Consider the following 17,139-nt stretch of genomic DNA (forward strand, 5'->3'; position numbering starts at 1 on the left):
GTGACCCTTTTTGACGCAAGTCAGAAAGGGTGGCACAGACCAGGGGGTAGCGACTGTTTATCAAAAACACAGGGCTCTGCGAAGTCGCAAGACGACGTATAGGGTCTGACGCCTGCCCGGTGCTGGAAGGTTAAGAGGAGGGGTGCAAGCTCTGAATCGAAGCCCCAGTAAACGGCGGCCGTAACTATAACGGTCCTAAGGTAGCGAAATTCCTTGTCGGGTAAGTTCCGACCTGCACGAATGGCGTAACGACTTCCCCGCTGTCTCCAGCATAGACTCAGTGAAATTGAATTCCCCGTGAAGATGCGGGGTTCCTGCGGTCAGACGGAAAGACCCCGTGCACCTTTACTATAGCTTTACACTGGCATTCGTGTCGGCATGTGTAGGATAGGTGGTAGGCTTTGAAGCAGGGACGCCAGTTCTTGTGGAGCCATCCTTGAAATACCACCCTTATCGTCATGGATGTCTAACCGCGGTCCGTTATCCGGATCCGGGACAGTGTATGGTGGGTAGTTTGACTGGGGCGGTCGCCTCCGAAAGAGTAACGGAGGCGCGCGATGGTGGGCTCAGACCGGTCGGAAATCGGTCGTCGAGTGCAATGGCATAAGCCCGCCTGACTGCGAGACTGACAAGTCGAGCAGAGACGAAAGTCGGTCATAGTGATCCGGTGGTCCCGCGTGGAAGGGCCATCGCTCAACGGATAAAAGGTACGCCGGGGATAACAGGCTGATGACCCCCAAGAGTCCATATCGACGGGGTTGTTTGGCACCTCGATGTCGGCTCATCGCATCCTGGGGCTGGAGCAGGTCCCAAGGGTTTGGCTGTTCGCCAATTAAAGCGGTACGTGAGCTGGGTTCAGAACGTCGTGAGACAGTTCGGTCCCTATCTGCCGTGGGTGTAGGAATATTGACAGGATCTGTCCCTAGTACGAGAGGACCGGGATGGACATATCTCTGGTGGACCTGTTGTCCTGCCAAGGGCATAGCAGGGTAGCTATATATGGAATGGATAACCGCTGAAGGCATCTAAGCGGGAAACCAACCTGAAAACGAGTATTCCCTTGAGAACCGTGGAAGACTACCACGTTGATAGGCTGGGTGTGGAAGTGCGGCAACGCATGAAGCTTACCAGTACTAATCGTTCGATTGGCTTGATCGTTCCCATTGCTCATGCTCATCATTGATGAGCGACGTGTTCAAAACAAAACGAGGCGGTTTATCCTCCTCACCAGCTTCTCATTCGGTTTGCCCCAGCTAAGGGCAAATCTTGCGCTTTGCCGACCTGGTGGTTCTGGCGGGGTGGCTGCACCCGTTCCCATTCCGAACACGGCCGTGAAACGCCCCAGCGCCGATGGTACTTCGTCTTAAGACGCGGGAGAGTAGGTCGCTGCCAGGTCTGCAAAACGCAAGATAAAAAAACCGCCGCTCCCCTTCGAGGCATAGCCGAGAAGGACAAGGCAGCGGCGAAAACAAACCGAAAATCTTCTCTGAACAAACGCTCGGCCAAGCCGAAACGCAAGGGCCGCCTACAAGCGGCCTTTTTGCTTAGGTAAAATCAGAACGTCCCTTACGCGAGACAAATCCGTCGGATTTGCTCGGCACAGACCGTAAATCCCAAAGGGATTTACCTTATCGCGATAAACCGCACAGCGGTTTACGCACCGGATAAACCGCATAGCGGTTTACCGAGATGGCGCGGGGTGGAGCAGCCCGGTAGCTCGTCAGGCTCATAACCTGAAGGCCGCAGGTTCAAATCCTGCCCCCGCAACCAAATCAAAAAAAAAGCCCGCGAGACCGAAAGGTCCGCGGGCTTTTTGGCGTTCAGGGGCAAAGAAAACAAAACCGGCTAACCGCCAAGCGCGCCCAGAACAAAGTCCAGGACCTTCGGTCTAAGAAGACGATGGCCCACGATGGCCCACGGCAGCCTGCAATATGCAACGAAGGCCTACAGTCCACTATCTCTGGTTTGCCCTCATCCGCCAGAGATAGGCCATGCCCTTTTCAAGCATGCGGAAACGACTCCGCAAGGCAGCATTCGGCGAAAAACTTCGCTTGGTCGTGCAATTTGGCCTTGCAGCTCTAGTCACTAGAGGTCGTAGCCTTGCGTCAATATATGCAAGGAGCAGGTCATGGCAGCAAATATTCGCGAAAACCGATATCGGGTCGAAGGCATGGATTGTGCTTCCTGCGCATCGAAGATCGACACCGCCGTCAGGCGCATGCCTGGTGTTGAAGATGTCTCGGTTTCCGTTGCCGCGGGCACGATGTCGGTCAAGCATGCCGACGACGGCGATCTTGCCGCGAATATCGTCAGCCGGGTCGGAAAGCTCGGTTACCGGCTGCATCCGATTGCCGCCCACCAGAAGCCCGCGGTTGTCGCCATACACACTTGCTCGGGCGATCACGACCATGACCATCCTCACGATCACGATCACGATCACGATCATGGGCACGGCGACAAGCATGAGAAGCACGCGCATACCAACGACCACGAACATCAGCACAGCCACACCGCGGCCGGGGCAGCTTCATCGCAGCAGCCCAGTTCCCATGCCCATGATCACGGGCCAACGAACGGCCCCTGGTGGCGCTCGGCCAAGGGCCGGCTGACCATCGCCTGTGGTCTGGCTCTGGCCGCCGCCTATGGCCTTGGGCATCTTGTTCCGGCCACCGAGCCCTGGATCTTCACGCTTGCCATGCTGGTCGGCCTGCTGCCGATTGCGCGGCGCGCCTTCGCAGCGGCGACCTCGGGCACGCCGTTCTCGATCGAGATGCTGATGACCATTGCGGCGGTGGGTGCCGTCTTTATCGGCGCGACGGAGGAAGCGGCGATGGTCGTGCTGCTCTTCCTCGTCGGCGAACTGCTGGAAGGCGTCGCCGCCGGCAATGCGCGGGCCAGCATTCAATCGCTGACGGCGCTCGTGCCGAAGTCGGCCTATCTCGAGCGCAGCGGTCGGGTCGATGAGGTCCCGGCGGATAGCCTGGCGGTCGGCGCCGTCATTCTCGTCCGACCCGGCGACCGCGTTCCGGCCGATGGCATCATCCTCTCTGGCGAAAGCGCCGTCGACGAGGCACCGGTCACTGGTGAAAGCACGCCGGTGCACAAGGCAGTGGATGATGCGCTTGTCGCCGGAACGGTGAATGGCGACGGGGCCTTGCGCGTACGCGTCACGGCTGCGGCCTCGGACAATACCATTGCCCGAATCGTGCGGCTCGTCGAGGAGGCGCAGGAGAGCAAGGCGCCGACCGAACGCTTTATCGATCGCTTCTCGCGCTACTATACACCGGCCGTCGTTGTTGTCGCCGCCCTGGTCGCGATCCTTCCGCCACTTCTGGGCAGCGGCGTCTGGAGCGAGTGGGTCTACAAGGGGTTGGCGATCCTGCTGATCGGCTGCCCCTGCGCCTTGGTGATCTCGACTCCGGCTGCGATCGCCGCCAGCCTTTCGGCCGGTGCCCGCCGCGGCCTGCTCCTGAAGGGCGGCGCCGTGCTTGAAAATGTCGGCAAGATCACCGCCGCAGCATTCGACAAGACAGGTACGCTCACCGAAGGCAAACCGCGGGTGACTGATATCGTCGGCTTCGCCCGCGCCGAGAACGAGGTGCTGGGCTTGGCCGCAGCTCTTGAGCAGGGATCGAGCCATCCTCTGGCACGGGCAATCCTGCAGCGCGCCGACGAGCTGAAACTGCAGGTCCCGGGCATCACGACGGTCAAGGCTATCGGCGGCAAGGGTCTTGAAGGCGTCGTTGGCGCCGCCACCCTGTTCCTCGGCTCGCCCCACGCTGCCGATGACCGCGTGCCGATGTCGCCTGATCAGAAGGCGCGCATTGCGGCTCTGAACGACGAGGGCAAGACGGTCTCGGTGCTGATCTCCGGCAATGAGATTATCGGCGCCATCGCCATGCGTGATGAGCCGCGCCCGGATGCGGCAGTCGGCGTCAAGGCGTTGACCGACGCCGGCATTCATGTGGTCATGCTGACTGGCGACAACCGCCGCACGGCGGAGGCGATCGGCCGTCAGTTCGGCATGGAGGTGCGCGCCGAACTGCTGCCGCAGGACAAGCAGCGCATCGTTGGAGAATTGAAGAAATCCGGCTTCAATGTTGCCAAGATCGGAGATGGCATCAATGATGCGCCGGCGCTCGCTGCAGCCGACGTCGGCATCGCCATGGGCGGCGGCACGGACGTGGCGTTGGAGACCGCCGACGCGGCGGTGTTGCACGGCAGGGTCAGCGATGTCGCCGCGATGGTCCGGCTTTCCCGCTCTACAATGCGAAACATTGTCCAGAATATCACTATTGCGCTTGGCCTGAAGGCTGTTTTCCTCGTCACCACGATTGCGGGTATCACCGGTCTGTGGCCGGCCATTCTCGCCGATACCGGCGCCACGGTGCTTGTGACCATGAATGCGCTGCGCCTGCTGCGGCCCGTCCAAACCGCTTGAAGCAAAAGCATAAAACTGAACCGGCGGCATCGAATGCCGCCGGTTTTTTGTTGCGATTACGGCCGATCTGCCTGTGTATATTCACGCTGGACTCTCATCAGCGATCCGGTGAGAGTATAAGGAGATCTCGATTGAGGGCTTCCGTGCCGGGAAATCGATGATAAACTTATACCAAATGGTAAAAAAATCGCCGGCACGGTTTCTGGGAAGAAGACCGAAGCGGGCCAGTTTGGGGATCGTAAGGCCAATATGGACAGTATTGCCATCGAACTGCGTGGGATCGACAAGAGCTTCGGTCCGGTTCACGCCAACAAGAATATCAATCTGAAAGTCCGCAAGGGTACGATCCACGGCGTCATCGGTGAAAACGGTGCGGGAAAATCGACCCTGATGTCGATCCTGTACGGCTTTTACCAGGCCGATAGCGGCGAGATTCACGTCGATGGCAAGCAGGTCTCGATCCGGGATCCGAATGCGGCGATCGCTGCCGGCATCGGCATGGTGCACCAGCACTTCATGCTGGTCGAGAACTTCACCGTTCTCGAAAACGTCATGCTCGGCGCGGAAGAGAGCCAGATCCTCAACAAGGGCATTGCCAAGGCGCGCATCGAGCTGAAGCGGCTGGAGCGCGAATACGCGCTCGAGGTCAATCCGGATGCCGTGATCGAGGAATTGCCTGTCGGCTTGCAGCAGCGCGTCGAGATCCTCAAGGCGCTCTATCGCCGGGCCGATATCCTCATTCTCGATGAGCCCACCGGCGTGTTGACGCCGGCCGAGGCCGATCATCTCTTCCGCGTTCTCGAACAGCTGAAGAGCCAGGGAAAGACCATCATTCTCATTACCCATAAGCTCAGGGAAATCATGGCGATCACCGACGAGGTTTCGGTGATGCGCCGCGGCGAGATGGTGGCAACGCGCACGACGGCGGAAACCTCGGTCGAGGAACTCGCCGAGCTGATGGTCGGCCGCCGCGTGCTGCTGCGCGTCGAAAAGGGCGAGGCCAAGCCCGGCGATGTCAAGCTTTCGGTCAACGGTCTGACCGTCAAGGACGGCCGCGGCGTCACCATGGTCGACAATGTGTCGTTCAACCTTAGGGCCGGCGAGATCGTCGGCATTGCCGGCGTCGCCGGCAATGGCCAGTCGGAACTCCTGGAGGCGATCTCCGGTATCCGCCGTGCCGTTTCCGGCGAGGTGCACCTCAATGGCAAGCCGATCGACGTCACCGGCCATGCCGACCCCAAGGAGCTGCGCGATCGTGGCCTCGCTCATGTGCCGGAAGACCGGCACCACGTCGGCCTAGTGCTGAAATTCGAGGAATGCGAAAACGCCATCCTCGGCTATCACCATGACAAGCGCTACCTCAACGGCGTCTTCCTGAATGTCGACGCCATCCGCAAGGATGCCGAGCAGCGGATCGCCGAATACGACATCCGTCCGCCGAACGCCCGGCTGAAGACCGCGAATTTCTCCGGCGGCAATCAGCAGAAGATCGTTCTCGCCCGCGAGATGGAGCGGGGGCCGGACGTGCTGATCATCGGCCAGCCCACCCGCGGCGTCGATGTCGGCGCCATCGAATTCATCCACAAACGGATCATCGAGATGCGCGACCAGGGCAAGGCTGTCCTGCTTGTTTCCGTCGAACTCGATGAGATCCGCGCCCTGTCGGACCGTATCCTGGTCATGTTTGCCGGCCGTGTCGTCGGCGAGCGCGATCCCGATGCGACCGAGGGCGAGCTGGGCCTGCTGATGGCCGGCGTCGAAGGCCGCAAGGAGGCCGCAGAATGAGCAATCCCTATGCAAAGCTTCCAGGTTGGGTCGAATACGGCCTCGTCCCGCTGGTCAATCTCGCCGTCGCGTTTCTGGTTGCCGGCCTCGTGGTTCTGCTCGTCGGCGAAAATCCGTTCGAGGCGGCCTATCACCTGATCAACGGTGCCTTCGGTCGCGGCGAATATATCGGCTTCACGCTCTACTACGCCACCACCTTCATCTTCACCGGCCTTGCGGTCGCGGTCGCATTCCATGCCGGGCTTTTCAACATCGGCGGCGAGGGCCAGGCCTATGTCGGCGGCATCGGGGTCGCGCTCGCGTGCCTCTGGCTCGACCAGACGATGCCGTGGTTTGTGGTCTTCCCGCTGGCGATCATCGGTTCGGCCGCTTTCGGCGCTGCCTGGGCGTTTCTGCCCGGCTGGCTGCAGGCCAAGCGCGGCAGCCACATCGTCATCACCACGATCATGTTCAATTTCATCGCGTCGAGCCTGATGGTCTATCTGCTGACGCGGGTGTTGAAGCCGCTCGGCTCGATGTCGCCGCAGACGCGCACCTTCGCCGAAGGCGGTCAGTTGCCCAAGCTCGATTGGCTTCTGGGGATCTTCGGGCTCGATATCGGCACGGCGCCATTCAACGTTTCGTTCCTGCTGGCCCTTGTCGCGGCCTTCGGCGTCTGGCTCCTGATCTGGCGCACCAAGCTCGGTTACGAGATGCGCACCATGGGCCACAGTCCGTCGGCCGCGCGATATGCCGGCATGAGCGAGAGCCGCATCACCGTCATCACCATGATGATCTCCGGCGCGCTTGCCGGCATGATGGCGCTCAACCCGATCATGGGTGAGCAGGGCCGCATGCAGCTTGATTTTGTCCAGGGTGCAGGCTTCGTCGGCATCGCCGTCGCCCTCATGGGCCGCTCGCATCCGGCAGGCATCATCCCGGCGGCCGTTCTCTTCGGCGTGCTCTACCAGGGTGGGGCGGAGATCTCGTTCGAAATGCCGTCGATCTCGCGCGACATGATCGTCATCATCCAGGGCCTCGTCATTCTGTTTGCTGGCGCCCTTGAAAACATGTTCCGGCCGGCGATCACCCGGTTGTTTTCCACATCCAGCCGGCGCGCCGCGGTCGTTGCCCAGACCAAGGGAGCTTGAAGCCATGGATTTCTTCCACGTCATCGTGGTGCTCCTCGAGTCCACCATCCGCGTCTCCGTTCCGCTGATCTTCGCAGCCCTCGCCGGTCTCTTCACCGAGCGTGCCGGTATCTTCGATATCGGCCTTGAAGGAAAAATGCTGGGCGCCGCCTTTGCCGCCGGCGCGGTCGCAGCGATCACCCAATCCGTCTGGCTGGGACTGCTTGCGGGCATCCTCATCTCGATCGCCCTGTCCCTTGTCCACGGCTATGCGTCGATCACCCAGCGCGGCAACCAGATCGTCTCCGGCGTTGCCATCAACTTCATCGTCGCGGGTTCCACCGTCATCCTCGGTGAGGCCTGGTTCCGTCAGGGCGGGCGCACGCCGGCACTGGCCGAAGGTGCAAGGTTCCAGACGATCACTTTTCCCTTCGCGGACGCCATTCGCGATGTTCCCTTCATCGGGCCGATCTATGCCGATCTGCTCTCCGGGCATTTCATCCTGACCTATGTGGCCTTCGCCATGGTGCCGCTCAGCTGGTGGATCCTCTACCGCACCCGCTTCGGCCTGCGGCTCCGTGCGGTCGGGGAGAACCCGGGTGCCGTCGACACCGCCGGCATTTCGGTGGTCTGGATGCGGTACCGCGCCGTCATCTGCTGCGGCATCCTGTGTGGCTTTGCCGGCGCCTACCTGTCGCTGGCGATGACCGCCGGCTTCGTCAAGGGCATGACCGCCGGCAAGGGCTACATCGCGCTTGCAGCGCTGATTTTTGCCAAATGGCGGCCATTCAACATCATGCTTGCCTGCCTGCTGTTCGGCTTCCTCGATGCGTTTGCGATCCGCCTGCAGGGCAATCCCCTGCCGCTGATCGGCCAGGTGCCGGTGCAGCTGATGCAGGCATTGCCCTATATTCTCACCGTCATCTTGCTTGCCGGCTTCATCGGCAAGGCAATCCCGCCGAAGGCCGGCGGTGTCCCCTATGTGAAGGAGCGGTAAGGCTATGGAAAACGAACTCTTCGAAGCCGCACGCGAAGCGATGGCCAAGGCGCATGCGCCCTATTCCAAGTTTCCGGTGGGCGCCGCGATCCGTGCGGAAGACGGCCATATCTACACCGGCGCCAACATTGAAAACCTCTCCTTCCCGGAAGGCTGGTGTGCCGAGACCACGGCCATCAGCCACATGGTCATGGCCGGCCAGCGCAAGATCATGGAAGTCGCCGTTATCGCCGAGAAGCTGGCGCTCTGCCCGCCTTGCGGCGGGTGCCGGCAACGGCTTGCGGAGTTTTCCGGCGCCAGCACGCGCATCTACCTCTGCGACGAGACGGGCGTGAAGAAGACGCTCGCCCTGTCCGATCTGCTACCGCACAGCTTCGAGACCGAGATCCTCGGATGAGCAGCGCTGCTGAATTCCTGAGGGGCAGGCTCGGCGGCCTGGCTCCCCGCTATGGTATTGTCCTTGGTTCAGGGCTTGGGACGCTCGTCGAAGCGGTCAGTAACCCGACACGCATTTCCTATGCCGACATCCCGGGTTTTCCCGTCAGCAGCGTTTCTGGCCATGCCGGCGAACTCGTCGCAGGTTTGCTCGGCGCCGTCCCGGTCGTCATGCTGTCCGGCCGGGTGCATTACTACGAGAGCGGCGATGCCAACGCGATGCGCGTGCCGCTGCAGACGCTGAAGAAACTCGGCGTCGAAAATCTCGTGCTCACAAACTCCGCTGGCTCGCTGCGTGATGATCTGCCGCCGGGTTCGGTCATGCGGATCTCGGATCACATCAACTTTTCCGGATTCAATCCACTGATTGGCGTCGAAAGCGACGATCGCTTCGTCGGCATGACCAACGCCTATGACACCGAGCTTGCGACGCGCATGCGGCGCGCGGCCGACCGGATGGGCATTCCGCTGCAGGACGGCGTTTACATGTGGTTCTCCGGGCCGAGCTTTGAAACGCCAGCGGAAATTCGCATGGCGCGCGTGCTCGGCGCCGATGCGGTCGGCATGTCGACCGTGCCGGAAGTCATTCTCGCGCGCTTCCTCGGCCTCAAGGTTGCTGCAGCGTCGGTGATCACCAATTTCGGCGCGGGCATGACGGGCGGCGAACTCAGCCATCACGAGACGAAGGACATGGCGCCGGTCGGCGGCAAACGCCTGGCCGCCATTCTCAAGGAGATGATTTCCACGGACGCGGCGGTTCAGTGACCATGCTTCCCCAGGAGATCATCCGCCGCAAGAGAAACGGCGAGCGCCTCGAGGCGGCAGATATCACGGGCTTCGTCCGCGGCCTTTCCGATGGTTCGATCTCGGAGGGTCAGGTCGCTGCCTTCGCTATGGCTATCTGGTTTTCGGGCATGAGCCGGGACGAGACGGTGGCGCTGACGCTCGCCATGCGCGATTCCGGCGAAACCCTCGACTGGAGCAGCATCGGCCGACCCATTGTCGACAAGCATTCCACCGGAGGCGTCGGCGACAACGTCTCGCTGATGCTTGCCCCGATAGTCGCAGCATGCGGTTTGGCCGTGCCGATGATCTCGGGACGGGGATTGGGGCACACGGGCGGCACGCTCGACAAACTCGAATCCATACCCGGCTATGATATTCAGCCGTCTGCTGCGCTATTCCGAAAGACGGTCGACGAGGTCGGCTGCGCCATCATCGGCCAGACCGCCAATCTGGCGCCCGCCGACAAGCGGCTCTACGCCATCCGTGACGTGACGGCGACCGTCGATTCAGTTCCGCTGATTACCGCATCGATCCTTTCCAAGAAGCTTGCCGCCGGGCTGCAGTCGCTGGTGCTCGACGTCAAGCTCGGCAATGGCTCGTTCATGGGCGATGCTGGCGAAGCCGAGGCACTCGCCCGGTCGCTAGTTGATGTCGCCAATGGTGCCGGCGTTCGCACGTCGGCATTGCTGACGGATATGAACGAGCCCTTGGCCGATGCGGCTGGAAACGCGCTTGAAATCCGGAACTGCGTCGCCTTTCTCAAGGGCGAGAAAAGCGGCACCCGCCTTGAAACCGTGGTCATGGCTTTCGCCGCGGAGATGCTCGTCGCGGCCGGTGTGGCAGTCGACCCGGTAGCCGGCGAAGCATTGGCGCGCACGGCGCTTGCAAACGGTGCAGCGCTTGAGCGTTTCGCCAGGATGGTTTACGCGCTCGGTGGTCCCGCCGATTTCGTCGAGCGTCCCGAACAGCACTTGGCGCCTGCCCCAGTTATCCTTCCGGTGGAAGCAGAAAGAGACGGCTATCTACAATCCTGCCGGACCCGTGACCTTGGCATGGCCGTCATCGCTCTGGGTGGCGGTCGGACACATCCGAACGACAGGATCGATCATCGGGTCGGCTTTGCCGAGCTGAAACCGTTGGGAACGCGAGTTGCCGAGGACGAACCGATCGCCTTCGTCCATGCGGCGGACGAGACCGCGGCCGAACATGCGCGGCAAGAGCTGCTGGCGCTCTATACGATCGCCGACGCTCAGCCTGAGGTGCGCTCGCCAATCCTTTCAAGGATCACCTGACCAGATGCAGCGCGCCGTTTTCGACGCGGTAGGACGATAGTCGGCCGAGGAAGCTCATGCCGACGAGCATGCCGGCAAGCGCCTTGTCGGGCAGCACCAGGGCGTCGACGTCGCGCAACGATATGCCGCCGATTTCGACCCTCGTCAGCTTGGCCCGCGCTGCATCGACATCGCCATTGGCCGTTCGAACGCGTGCGTTGAAAGTAAGCGCTCCGGCAGACAGGCCGAGCCTGCGCGCGGTCGAGACATTGATCGCGATGGTGCTGGCGCCGGTATCGACCATGCCCCGTTCGGTGCGGCCGTTGATGCGGAACGCTCCGAAGAAATGGCCCGAGCGGTCGGCTTCGAGCACCACGCCTTTTCCCGAAGCATATTTCGCCGTCGTTGCCGGAAGGGAGTTGTTCACCGCCGGTTTGTCCGTGGCGGCAGTCTCAGCGTTCGAGAGATAGGAACTCGCGAGGTCAGGAATGACCAGGGCCGCAATAGCGATACCGCCGGCGAATGTCAGCAGACGGACGAACATGGCCTGACCTCCCGCGCATCGGGCCGCAGACGCCCGCGCCGATGAAGTCCAGTAGAGCAGGGGATGGCTAATGCGATACAAAAAAGCCGCCGGTTTGCCGGCGGTTTTTCATCAATTTTGCGCTCTGGTTAAGAAACGGAAAATTACTTGGTTCCATACATGCGGTCGCCGGCATCGCCGAGCCCGGGCATGATGTAGCCGAGTTCGTTCAGGTGGCTATCGATCGACGCCGTGAAGATCGGCACATCGGGGTGGGCGGCCTGGAAATTGCGAATGCCTTCGGGCGCTGCGAGCAGGCAGAGGAAGCGCAGGTTCTTCGCGCCACGTTCCTTCAGCTTGTCGATTGCTGCGATCGAGGAGTTGCCGGTCGCAAGCATTGGATCGACGACGATGATCAGGCGCTCGGACAGGCTTTCGGGCGCCTTGAAATAATACTCTACCGGCTTCAGCGTCTCGTGGTCGCGATAGACGCCGATATGGGAAACGCGGGCCGACGGCACGAGTTCGAGCATGCCTTCAAGCAGGCCGTTGCCGGCGCGCAGGATCGAAGCGAAAACGAGCTTCTTGCCTTCGAGCACCGGTGCGTCGATCGCCTGCATCGGCGTCTCGATGCGCTCCATCGTCAGTTCCAGATCGCGCGTCACCTCGTAGCAGAGCAGCGTCGAGATTTCCCGAAGCAGCCGCCGAAAACCGGCGGTCGAGGTTTCCTTCTTGCGCATGATGGTCAGCTTGTGTTGCACAAGCGGATGATCAATCACTGTAACGCCGTCCATGGCCACCTTCCCCGAAGTTTATGTATCCGCTCTTTTTCCATGGAATGCTCCGCGGCCGCAAGGGCGTTGGGCGGCTCGTTGTGTTCATCCCCAACCGCGACCACCCGCGCTACGGCATAATTCCTTAAATCGGAATCGATTTAAGGAGAAAATTATGCAGCAAGCTTAAAGCGCTACCGCGTCCTTAACGCGTCAAATTTGACGCGCGGCGCTGTAGGTGAACGCAAGGCTCGGTCAGATTAGGGCAAGCAGTTTCTGGCGGGTCGACTCGTCGACGAAAGCCGCCTGGATCGCCGTCCTAGTCATGCTATTGATGTCGTCGTCGCCGAACCCCATCACCGAAGAAGCTATGTCATATTCCTGGGCTAGCGAAGTGTGGAAGAAGGGCGGGTCGTCGGAATTGAGCGTCACCCGCACCCCGGCGCCATGCAGCGTCCGCAAGGGGTGCGAGGCGAAGTCCGGGAAGACCTGCAGGGAAATGTTGGATCCGGGGCAGACCTCCAGAACGACGCCGTCGTCGGCAAGCCGCTTGACGAGATCGGCGTCTTCGATCGCCCGCACGCCGTGGCTGATGCGCGACGGCCTGATATGGTCGAGCGCATCGCGCACACTGAAGGCGCCGGAAAGCTCGCCTGCGTGAATGGTCAAACCCAGGCCGGCGTCACGGGCGATATCGAATGCCCGGGCAAAATCGGCGACGCGGTGCATGCGCTCCTCACCCGCCAGATTGAAGCCGGTGACCAGCGCATGGTCTCTCCTGGCGGCAAATTCGGCCGTCTTGGCGACCGATTCCGGCCCGAGATGACGGATGCCGGTTATCAGCATGCGCGATTCGATCCCGGTCTTTGCCTTGGCGGCCTCCATGCCGGCGGCAAGCCCCTCAAGATAAGCGTCGGCCCCGAGGCCGATCGTGTTGCCGTGATCCGGCGAGACGATGATCTCGCTGTAGATCGTTCCGACCTCCGCCAGTTCCGTCAGATAGGCTTCGGCCAGAAGTGCATAGTCTTCCTGCGTGCGAAACAGCGAGGCGACACTGTCGTAGCACTTCACGAAGCTGGTAAAGTCTGTCCAGACATAGGCTCGGTCGGCGATAATCTCGCTGGTGTCGAGCCCGTACTTCTCCGCCTGCAGCAGCGCCAATTCCGGCGGTGTCGCGCCCTCGATGTGGCAGTGCAGTTCCGCCTTCTTCAGATGTGCGGTCAAATGAGGCTTCTCCCATGTAGGCCGGGTGCGATCCCGAGATGTCTGGCGACCGTTTCGCCGATATGCGCAAAGGTATTGGCAACGCCGAGCGAACGGCTGCGCACAGCCGGGCCGAACATCAGCACCGGCACGCGCTCGCGCGTGTGGTCCGTTCCGCGCCAGGTCGGGTCGCAGCCATGGTCTGCCGTGAGAATGACGATATCGCCGGGTTTCAGCCGCCGGTCGAGATCGGGCAATCGTGCGTCGAAGGCTTCAAGCGCCGCGGCATAGCCGGCGACATCGCGGCGGTGGCCGAAGAGCATGTCGAAGTCGACGAAGTTGGTGAAGACGAGGTCGCCATCCTCCGCCTCGTCGATCGCCGCCAGGCTGGCGTCGAAGAGCGCCATGTTGCCGTCCGCCTTGGTCAGCTTCGTCACGCCCTGATGGGCGAAGATGTCGCCGATCTTGCCGATCGCATGCACGGTGCGCCCCGCTTGCGCCAGCCGGTCGAGGACCGTCGGCTCGGGCGGCAGCACCGAGTAGTCGCGCCGGTTGCCGGTGCGGGCAAAGGTCTGCGCGTTGTGGCCGATGAAGGGACGGGCGATAACGCGGCCGATATTGTAGTCGTCGAGCAGGCGCCGGACGACCTGGCAGAATTCTAGCAGGCGCTCCAGGCCGAAGGTGTGCTCGTGGGCGGCGATCTGAAAGACGCTGTCCGAGGAGGTGTAGCAGATCGGCTTTCCCGTTCGCATATGCTCCTCGCCGAGGCGCGCGATGATATCAGTACCGGAGGCATGGCAGTTGCCGAGAATGCCGGGAATGTCGCCCTCGCGGCAGATCGCTTCGACCAGTTCGGCGGGAAACGCGTCGCCCTCGGCCGAGAAATAGCCCCAATCGAACGTGACCGGCGTTCCGGCGATCTCCCAATGACCGGATGGCGTATCCTTGCCGCGCGAGACTTCGCTGGCAGCGCCATAGGCACCGTAGACCCGGCCCGGAACCGGCATGCCAATAGGCACGCGGCCCGTGGCCAATTTCGCCGCATGCACGAGCCCGAGCGCAGACATGTTGGGAAGGTGCAGCGGGCCTTCGCGCACACCGGCGCGATCTGCGGCGCCCGTCGCGCAAAACTCGGCGATGTGACCAAGCGTGTCGGCACCCAGGTCGCCATAGGTTTCGGCATCCGGCGCACCGCCTATACCGAAGGAATCGAGGACAAAGAGAAACGCGCGCGCCATGAAAGTTCCGGTAAGCCGAAGCGCGGGGCAGGGCCTGCGTTCCGGTGCTGCAACGAGCGCGGACGCAGATGCCGCCAGCGCAATCCCGAAGGAATACCGCCGGCGACGCCGCAATGCAATTGGCCTCGACTACAGCGCTGCGCGTCTTATTAGACGCGCAAAGGTCGCTGTAGTACTTTGAATGGCTGCATGTTTTGATCCTTAAATCGGATAGGATTTAAGGAAACATGCAGTGGCCCCGGTCAGCAATCCGGGCACTTTATGGTTTCGGCCTGGCGTGAGCGGAAATACGCGGTTTTGGACAAATCTACGGTGTTCGTGCTGGATGCAAGGCTCGGCGCGAACAGCAACAGTCCATGCTCCACGATCAGCTCCGTACGGATGACGAAGGCCGTGGTCGCCGTAAACTGGCTCGGAACGGTGGTGGTCGAGTTGACGGCATACGGCACCGCGCCGTTTTGGTCGCGCGACCAGACGACGGTTCCCGTGTTCGTTCCGCTGACCTCGATGCCGGTAATCTTGAGCGTGTATTTTGAACCTTCGTACGGGGCAAGGATGCTTTTCACCACATTCGACATGTTTCCCAAATAGGTCTTGTTGACCTCGCTTTGCTGGGAAACCAGATCGGCAACGGCGCTGGCGGCACGCGCAGCCTTGCCGGCTACGGTAAAGCCGAGCGATAATTCGAATGCGCCGACGTAAATCATGATCAGCAGCGGCGTGACGATGGCAAATTCGACACCGCCAAGCCCGCCCCGGTCTTTGAGCAGCGAGCGGAAGCTTGCGAAGGTCAGGCGGATTGCCGTCATCCAGTGCATCGCTAAAGTCTTCACGACGCGCCTCACTCGTTTTCTGTGCGGAAAGTGGTTGTGGAAACCATGAGATAGTCTTTAGGCATGCTGGATCCGGCCGGGCGCAGGTTGGTCACAAATGGCCTGATGAGATCGGTCATCACACTCCAGCGATAATACGCGCGCATGACGTTGAAGGAGCCGGGTCCGCCCGGCGCAAACTTCAGGTCGGCTGTCTTGAGATCCGACGACGACGACGAGGGGTCCATTCGCGGGATGAGCACCGGGAATTTGGTGAGATCGGTGACACTTCTGACGTCGATATAGAGCTTCGAGGCTTGGGCAGCCTCCGTCGCCGAGCACGTCAACATCACCGAGATTTCCTCGCAGAATGCCTGGCGAAACTTTGTCTCGTCCATATCAGTCGCCGTCTTGCCACGGTTGAAGGTGATCTCGCCGGTCCGGATCTTTCGCGCCATCGTTTCCGTGGCGTTTGCCAGCAGCTGGTCGCCGTAGAAGGCGGCGAATGTTTCGATGGAGGCGAAAATCACCATAAAGAAGGGAAGAGCCAGTATCGCGAACTCAATGCTCGCGGTGCCCTTTCTGTCGCGCCGGAAACGCCTCAATAAGCCCCTTGTGGGCTTTGCGGCCTTTTGGGGCTGCAGTGTTTCCTGCTCGATGCTCATCGCGCCGTCCCATCATGTTACGCCTGACGGAGACACAAAGTAGGGAGTAACTATTGATATTTCGTTGGCGATAATCGCGGGTATTTTAGTGAATTTCCAGTGTTTCTCGCAGTTTGCTCAGCTCCCACCACTTGCGGTTTTGCGCTCCACATGCCGCTCGCAACTTGGCGTACAGGAAAGGACTGTGCGCGACGTCTGTCGATAGACGCGCAGAGTGTTTGCTTCGTCGATCGACACGAGAATTTGCTCGTCGACGATGGCGTTTCCGTCCTGATCGAGGATGACAAGATTCGTCGTGCCGAAGCTGCGGCCGGTAATGACGATCGTGCGGGCGTCGGCCACCGTCGCATCTGCAACTTCCGCGTTGCCGATGATGACTTTGGCGACCGGCCGGTCGAGCTTGAGCACCCGTGCATGGTCCATGTAGACGCGCATCATATCGTCCTGCGCGCTTGCGGCCGACGCCGCCATCAGCGAAAGCATGCCGAGGATCGTGAGTGTCAGCGTGGCGGTCCGGTTGGCCGCGAGGGGCAAAATCATGGCAGGTCCCTGAGATGGCATTCGCCCCATCATCGGCACTCTTGGTGAATGAATCGTTAAGTCGGGTCGGCGCATCCTAAGCCGGCACATTTCCTATTCGCTTACCCAAAAATCAGCGGTGGGCCGTTAATCTTTTGGTAGCTGTCTTCCTTAAGCCGATAGCAATTCGCCAGGACTAGGTTGAGCTCATCCGATCAACGGCAACAGTTGGCGGACGTGCTGAACAACAATCGTGAAGTTAGGAGAATCATCATGAAGAAGATTTTTGCCCGTCTGATGAAGGACGAGTCCGGCGCAACCGCCATCGAATACGGCCTGATCGCCGCTCTGATTTCGGTTGCGCTTATCGGTGGAGCGACGGCGTTGGGCGACAAGCTGAACACGCAGTTCACCAACCTCGGCTCGTACATGAAGGTTACCCCGGCTCCTTGATCACTGCCTCTTTCTCTGAGGGCAAGGCGAGGTTCCGCCGGCGATCAGCTTAAAGTGCGGGGCCGCCCTCCAGTGGGGCGGCCTTATCTTTGCTGCAAGCAGCAAAATGGACTTTTGTGTGCTGGCTGG

General features: G+C 61.0%; 15 protein-coding genes, 1 tRNA gene and 2 rRNA genes (1 of these 18 cut by a window edge). 11 read left to right on the forward strand and 7 right to left on the reverse strand.

The genetic code is table 11. The features are described 5' to 3' along the window. From J3R84_RS18115 to deoA, 10 genes are all read left to right on the forward strand, one after another. A 23S ribosomal RNA gene (locus J3R84_RS18115) occupies positions 1-1,158 on the forward strand; it begins 1,638 nt to the left of the window's first position. Positions 1,159-1,280: 122 nt separating this feature from the next. Then, positions 1,281-1,395: ribosomal RNA gene (rrf, locus tag J3R84_RS18120) — 5S ribosomal RNA — on the forward strand. A gap of 298 nt (positions 1,396-1,693) precedes the next feature. Beyond that, positions 1,694-1,770, forward strand: a tRNA-Met gene (locus J3R84_RS18125). A 358-nt stretch (positions 1,771-2,128) separates the two neighbouring features. Next, positions 2,129-4,441, forward strand: a complete 2,313-nt coding sequence (locus J3R84_RS18130; protein ID WP_025425375.1) for a heavy metal translocating P-type ATPase — start codon at positions 2,129-2,131, stop codon at positions 4,439-4,441. A 249-nt stretch (positions 4,442-4,690) separates the two neighbouring features. Further along, the gene (locus J3R84_RS18135) at positions 4,691-6,226 is read left to right on the forward strand and encodes an ABC transporter ATP-binding protein (RefSeq protein ID WP_025425376.1); all 1,536 of its coding nucleotides are present in this window, start codon (positions 4,691-4,693) and stop codon (positions 6,224-6,226) included. Then, complete coding sequence (locus tag J3R84_RS18140; RefSeq protein ID WP_025425377.1) at positions 6,223-7,356, forward strand: ABC transporter permease; 1,134 nt, start codon at positions 6,223-6,225, stop codon at positions 7,354-7,356. The genes J3R84_RS18135 and J3R84_RS18140 overlap by 4 nt, the downstream gene beginning before the upstream one ends. A gap of 4 nt (positions 7,357-7,360) precedes the next feature. Continuing rightward, positions 7,361-8,332, forward strand: coding sequence for an ABC transporter permease (locus J3R84_RS18145; protein WP_057204426.1), 972 nt, complete (start codon positions 7,361-7,363; stop codon positions 8,330-8,332). 4 nt (positions 8,333-8,336) lie between these two features. Beyond that, positions 8,337-8,729 carry a cytidine deaminase gene (locus J3R84_RS18150; RefSeq protein WP_025425379.1) on the forward strand — a complete coding sequence of 131 codons (393 nt, stop codon included), beginning with the start codon at positions 8,337-8,339 and terminating at the stop codon, positions 8,727-8,729. Continuing rightward, on the forward strand, positions 8,726-9,532 hold the full coding sequence (locus J3R84_RS18155) for a purine-nucleoside phosphorylase (RefSeq protein ID WP_025425380.1): 807 nt from the start codon (positions 8,726-8,728) through the stop codon (positions 9,530-9,532). The genes J3R84_RS18150 and J3R84_RS18155 overlap by 4 nt, the downstream gene beginning before the upstream one ends. Further along, positions 9,529-10,845, forward strand: a complete 1,317-nt coding sequence (deoA, locus tag J3R84_RS18160) for a thymidine phosphorylase (protein ID WP_025425381.1) — start codon at positions 9,529-9,531, stop codon at positions 10,843-10,845. Before J3R84_RS18155 ends, deoA begins: the two co-directional genes overlap by 4 nt. Here deoA and J3R84_RS18165 read toward each other — a convergent pair. From J3R84_RS18165 to J3R84_RS18195, 7 genes are all read right to left on the reverse strand, one after another. Then, positions 10,838-11,368 carry a retropepsin-like aspartic protease family protein gene (locus J3R84_RS18165; protein ID WP_025425382.1) on the reverse strand — a complete coding sequence of 177 codons (531 nt, stop codon included), beginning with the start codon at positions 11,366-11,368 and terminating at the stop codon, positions 10,838-10,840. The two genes, deoA and J3R84_RS18165, sit on opposite strands and share 8 nt — an antisense overlap. A 143-nt stretch (positions 11,369-11,511) precedes the next feature. Beyond that, a complete protein-coding gene (upp, locus tag J3R84_RS18170) occupies positions 11,512-12,141 on the reverse strand; it encodes a uracil phosphoribosyltransferase (protein WP_025425383.1) in 630 nt (209 codons plus the stop codon). A 234-nt stretch (positions 12,142-12,375) separates the two neighbouring features. Beyond that, a complete protein-coding gene (locus J3R84_RS18175) occupies positions 12,376-13,344 on the reverse strand; it encodes an adenosine deaminase (protein ID WP_025425384.1) in 969 nt (322 codons plus the stop codon). Further along, positions 13,341-14,561, reverse strand: coding sequence for a phosphopentomutase (locus tag J3R84_RS18180; RefSeq protein ID WP_025425385.1), 1,221 nt, complete (start codon positions 14,559-14,561; stop codon positions 13,341-13,343). The genes J3R84_RS18175 and J3R84_RS18180 overlap by 4 nt, the downstream gene beginning before the upstream one ends. Positions 14,562-14,803: 242 nt before the next feature. Continuing rightward, entirely contained in the window at positions 14,804-15,370 is a 567-nt protein-coding gene (locus tag J3R84_RS18185) for a TadE/TadG family type IV pilus assembly protein (protein ID WP_081788889.1), read from the reverse strand. A gap of 32 nt (positions 15,371-15,402) precedes the next feature. Further along, positions 15,403-16,038, reverse strand: coding sequence for a TadE/TadG family type IV pilus assembly protein (locus J3R84_RS18190; protein WP_025425387.1), 636 nt, complete (start codon positions 16,036-16,038; stop codon positions 15,403-15,405). A 117-nt stretch (positions 16,039-16,155) separates the two neighbouring features. Then, positions 16,156-16,578 carry a pilus assembly protein N-terminal domain-containing protein gene (locus J3R84_RS18195; RefSeq protein WP_025425388.1) on the reverse strand — a complete coding sequence of 141 codons (423 nt, stop codon included), beginning with the start codon at positions 16,576-16,578 and terminating at the stop codon, positions 16,156-16,158. A gap of 252 nt (positions 16,579-16,830) precedes the next feature. Between J3R84_RS18195 and J3R84_RS18200 the strand changes: the two genes are divergently transcribed. Further along, positions 16,831-17,010, forward strand: a complete 180-nt coding sequence (locus J3R84_RS18200; RefSeq protein WP_025425389.1) for a Flp family type IVb pilin — start codon at positions 16,831-16,833, stop codon at positions 17,008-17,010. Positions 17,011-17,139 lie beyond the last annotated feature (129 nt).

This window comes from Ensifer canadensis, assembly GCF_017488845.2.
Taxonomy (GTDB): Bacteria; Pseudomonadota; Alphaproteobacteria; order Rhizobiales; family Rhizobiaceae; genus Ensifer; species Ensifer canadensis.

Coding starts and splice junctions, on each gene's coding strand:
- J3R84_RS18145 (WP_057204426.1), top strand. CDS start 7,361: ATGGATTTCTTCCACGTCATCGTGGTGCTCCTCGAGTCCACCATCCGC.
- J3R84_RS18165 (WP_025425382.1), bottom strand. CDS start 11,368: ATGTTCGTCCGTCTGCTGACATTCGCCGGCGGTATCGCTATTGCGGCC.
- J3R84_RS18185 (WP_081788889.1), bottom strand. CDS start 15,370: ATGACGGCAATCCGCCTGACCTTCGCAAGCTTCCGCTCGCTGCTCAAA.
- J3R84_RS18140 (WP_025425377.1), top strand. CDS start 6,223: ATGAGCAATCCCTATGCAAAGCTTCCAGGTTGGGTCGAATACGGCCTC.
- J3R84_RS18190 (WP_025425387.1), bottom strand. CDS start 16,038: ATGAGCATCGAGCAGGAAACACTGCAGCCCCAAAAGGCCGCAAAGCCC.
- J3R84_RS18155 (WP_025425380.1), top strand. CDS start 8,726: ATGAGCAGCGCTGCTGAATTCCTGAGGGGCAGGCTCGGCGGCCTGGCT.
- J3R84_RS18150 (WP_025425379.1), top strand. CDS start 8,337: ATGGAAAACGAACTCTTCGAAGCCGCACGCGAAGCGATGGCCAAGGCG.
- J3R84_RS18180 (WP_025425385.1), bottom strand. CDS start 14,561: ATGGCGCGCGCGTTTCTCTTTGTCCTCGATTCCTTCGGTATAGGCGGT.
- J3R84_RS18130 (WP_025425375.1), top strand. CDS start 2,129: ATGGCAGCAAATATTCGCGAAAACCGATATCGGGTCGAAGGCATGGAT.
- J3R84_RS18135 (WP_025425376.1), top strand. CDS start 4,691: ATGGACAGTATTGCCATCGAACTGCGTGGGATCGACAAGAGCTTCGGT.
- J3R84_RS18200 (WP_025425389.1), top strand. CDS start 16,831: ATGAAGAAGATTTTTGCCCGTCTGATGAAGGACGAGTCCGGCGCAACC.
- J3R84_RS18195 (WP_025425388.1), bottom strand. CDS start 16,578: ATGATTTTGCCCCTCGCGGCCAACCGGACCGCCACGCTGACACTCACG.
- upp (WP_025425383.1), bottom strand. CDS start 12,141: ATGGACGGCGTTACAGTGATTGATCATCCGCTTGTGCAACACAAGCTG.